The 4,011-nt window shown below is 61.2% G+C and carries 1 protein-coding gene and 1 pseudogene; both read left to right on the forward strand.

From position 1 onward, the window contains the following. A partial coding sequence (gltB, locus tag PK789_RS04400) for a glutamate synthase large subunit (RefSeq protein ID WP_324307284.1) occupies window positions 1-3,662 on the forward strand: 3,662 nt, incomplete at its 5' end. Next, window positions 3,662-4,011: pseudogene (locus PK789_RS04405) on the forward strand (glutamate synthase small subunit); the annotation flags it as partial. The gene gltB and the pseudogene PK789_RS04405, both read left to right, overlap by 1 nt.

Genomic DNA, 4,011 nt, shown 5'->3' on the forward strand with positions numbered 1-4,011 from the left:
GTTCGGAATTGCTGGATGTCAGCGCCTTCGACGACGTGGTGTCGATGCACGGCTCCGACTCGCAATCGCTAGACAACGTGCTGGAGTGGCTGCTGCTGGGCGGCATGGACTTGCCCAAAGCAATGCGCATCCTGATGCCGCCGGCCACGCAATCGCTGGAATACAAAGACGCGGATCTGGCCGCGTTCTACGAGTACTACGCCATCAATTCCGAACCGTGGGATGGCCCGGCCGGTGTTGTTACTTGCGATGGGAAATACGCGGCCTGCACGCTGGATCGCAACGGCCTGCGCCCGGCGCGCTGGACACTGACTACTGATGGCCTGTTCATCATCGCCTCGGAAACCGGCGTGATTGAGTTCGCGCCCGAGCGCGTGCAAGCCAAGGGCAAGCTGGGTCCGGGTGAAATGATCGCGGTGGATTTGACCGCAGGCCGCCTGCTGGACAACGAGGCGATCGACGCCATCAACCGCGCGCGCGCGCCGTACAAGCAATGGCTCAAGCAGGGCATGACCTATCTGCACACCGAGCTGATCGACCCGATGTTGGCCGATGTGCCGTTTGATGACGCCACCGTGCACGGCTTCCAAAAATTATTTCAACTCACCCGCGACGAACAAGAGCGCGTGCTGCGACCACTGGCAGAGTTGGAGCAAGAAGCGATTGGTTCGATGGGCGATGACGTGCCGATGGCGGCCATCAGCCAGCGTGTGCGCCCACTGTATGACTGTTTCCGACAAGCGTTTGCGCAGGTGACCAATCCGCCGATTGACCCGCTGCGCGAAGCCTGTGTGATGAGCCTATCCACCCAGATCGGGCGCGAAGGCAATCTGTTTTTAGATACACCTAGCAACGTCGATCATGTGTTGTTGAATTCACCGGTACTGTCGCAGCGCAAATTGCATCAGCTATTGACGCTGCCACGTTTCGCCACCCGCTATCGCTATATCGATTTGTATTTTGATGCCGAGACCTCGCTGCAACAGGCGCTGGACCGCATCTGCACACAGGCCGAAGAGGCTGCGCGTGCCGGCGATGAATTGCTGGTGTTATCCGACCGCCGCCCACGCCGTGGCGCTGCGGCGGTGCATGCATTGCTGGCCACCGGCGCAGTGCATCAACATTTGCTGGCTACCGGGCTGCGCTGCAATACCAACCTCATCATCGAAACCGGCACCGCACGCGACCCGCATCACTTCGCCTGTTTGATTGGCTTTGGTGCCACCGCGGTGTACCCGTATCTGGCCTATCAAACCCTGCATGTGCTGGGACGACGCGGCATCTTGGGCGGCAAAACCCACGGCGAGCCCGAACAATTTGGGCGCAGCTATCGGCGTGGGGTGAAGAAGGGCTTGCTGAAGATTTTGTCGAAGATGGGCATCGGCAGCATTGCCAGCTATCGCGGCGCGGGGTTGTTTGAGATCGTGGGCCTGGATGATGCGGTGGTGGCGCGCTGCTTTGCGGGCACGCCGTCGCGGATTGGCGGCGCGGGGTTTGCGCGTCTGGAAGCCGATGCGCGCGCGCTTGCAGCTTTGGGTTGGGACGACGATGCATTGCCCGAAGTCGGCGGCCTGCTGCATTACGTGCACGGCGGCGAATATCACCAATACAACCCGGACGTGGTGCAGTCACTGCAACACGCGGTACTGACCGGGGATCGCGCCGACTGGAAGCGCTATACCGATCATGTGAATTTGCGCCCGGCCGCGGCACTGCGCGATCTGCTGGCCCTCAAACCTGCGGCCACGCCACTGCCGTTGTCGGAAGTGGAATCGGTGGCTTCGATCGTGAAGCGCTTTGACAGCGCCGCGATGAGTTTGGGCGCACTCTCACCCGAAGCGCATGAAGCACTCGCCATCGCCATGAACCGGTTGGGTGGACGCAGCAATTCCGGCGAAGGCGGCGAAGACCCGGCGCGCTACGGCACCGACAAGCGCAGCAAGATCAAGCAAGTCGCCTCCGGCCGGTTTGGGGTGACACCCGAATACTTGAACAATGCCGAAGTCCTGCAAATCAAGCTGGCACAGGGCGCAAAGCCCGGCGAAGGGGGCCAGCTGCCGGGTAGCAAGGTCAACCCGATGATTGCGCGCCTGCGCTATGCCAAGCCCGGCATTGGGCTGATTTCGCCGCCACCGCATCACGATATTTATTCGATTGAAGATCTCGCGCAATTGATTTTTGACCTGCGCCAGGTCAACCCACAGGCGCTGATTTCGGTGAAATTGGTTAGCCACGCGGGGGTGGGTACGATTGCTGCGGGCGTGGCCAAAACCGGCGCGGATCTGATCACCATTTCCGGCCACGATGGCGGTACCGGGGCCAGTCCGATCGGTTCAATTCGCTATGCCGGCGTGCCGTGGGAATTGGGTCTGGCCGAAGCGCGGCAAGCCCTGCAAGCCAACGACTTGCGTGGGCGCGTGCTGTTGCAAACCGATGGCGGCTTGAAGACCGGTCTGGATGTGATCAAGGCGGCGCTATTGGGTGCCGACAGTTTCGGTTTTGGCACTGCACCGATGATTGTGTTGGGCTGCAAATACCTGCGCATCTGCCATCTCAACAACTGCGCCACCGGCATGGCCACGCAAGACGAGCGCCTGCGCCGTAATGCCTTCAAAGGCATGCCGGAGCGGGTGGAGTGCTTCTTCCGCAATATCGCCGAAGACGTACGCGAATATCTGGCGCTACTGGGCTTGCGCAGCTTGGACGAAGCGGTGGGCCGCACCGATCTGCTGGAGCAAACCCTGCGCAGCACGCGTGACGATGTGGATGTGGATTTGTCGCGTTTGCTGGCAAGCGATAGCGAGCACGCCCGCAGCTATTGCGGCACCCCCGCGCTGCAAGCGCCACCCGATGGCTTGGCCGCGCAGCTGGATGCCGCGCTCACCGAGGTGATTGGCAAGCGGCAAGGCGGCCAGTTCAGCGGCCACATTCGCAACACCGATCGCAGCATCGGCGCGCGCTTGTCCGGCCAAATTGCGCGGGTGCACGGCAATACCGGCATGCGCGATGCGCCCATCGACATTGTCTTGCAAGGCAGCGCCGGGCAGAGTTTTGGCGCGTTCAATGCCGGTGGTTTGCATTTGCATCTGCATGGCGAAGCCAACGATTACGTGGGCAAGGGCATGGCCGGTGGCCGCATCGTGTTGCAACCGCCTGCGGGTAGCCGCTTTGCATCGCAAGACACACCGATTATTGGCAACACCTGTTTGTACGGTGCCACCGGCGGCGAGTTGTATGCCGCAGGGCGCGCGGGCGAACGCTTTGCGGTGCGCAATTCTGGCGTCACCGCCGTCATCGAAGGCGCGGGCGATCACTGCTGCGAATACATGACCGGCGGCGCGGTGGTGGTGTTGGGCCGCACCGGCTTGAACTTTGGTGCAGGCTTCACCGGCGGACTGGCCTATGTGCTGGATCTGGAGCGGGATTTTGTCGATCGCTACAACCACGAATTGATCGACATTGCGCGCATCACTCCAGAAGGGCTGGATGGCTACCGCCAGCACCTGACCGATTTGATCGACGCGCACGCACGCCTGACCGACAGCGCGTGGAGCGCACGCATTCGCGACAACTTCCGTGATTTTGTGGGCAAGTTTTGGTTGGTCAAACCCAAGGCCGCCAGTTTGGAAGCACTGGCCAATGAATTGAAGAGGGCGGCGTGATGAGCCAGAAAAACCTGTTCCAATTTCTGGATGCTGCGCGTGAGATGCCCGCTAAAGTGCCACTGGCGCAGCGCACTGCGGGCAGTTTTGATGAGCTGTACGGAAAATTTGGCGAAGCCGAAGCCAAGCATCAATCCGGCCGCTGCCTGGACTGCGGCAACCCGTATTGTGAAGCCAAGTGCCCCGTGCACAACTACATCCCCAATTGGCTGGAATTGGTGCAGCAGGGACGGGTGATCGAAGCGGCGGAGCTATGCCACGAAACCAATCCGCTGCCGGAAATGTGCGGCCGCGTGTGCCCGCAAGACCGCCTGTGCGAAGGCGCGTGCACGCTCAACGAAGACTTCGG

The sequence above is a fragment of the Thermomonas sp. genome (assembly GCF_035369645.1).
Taxonomy (GTDB): Bacteria; Pseudomonadota; Gammaproteobacteria; order Xanthomonadales; family Xanthomonadaceae; genus Thermomonas.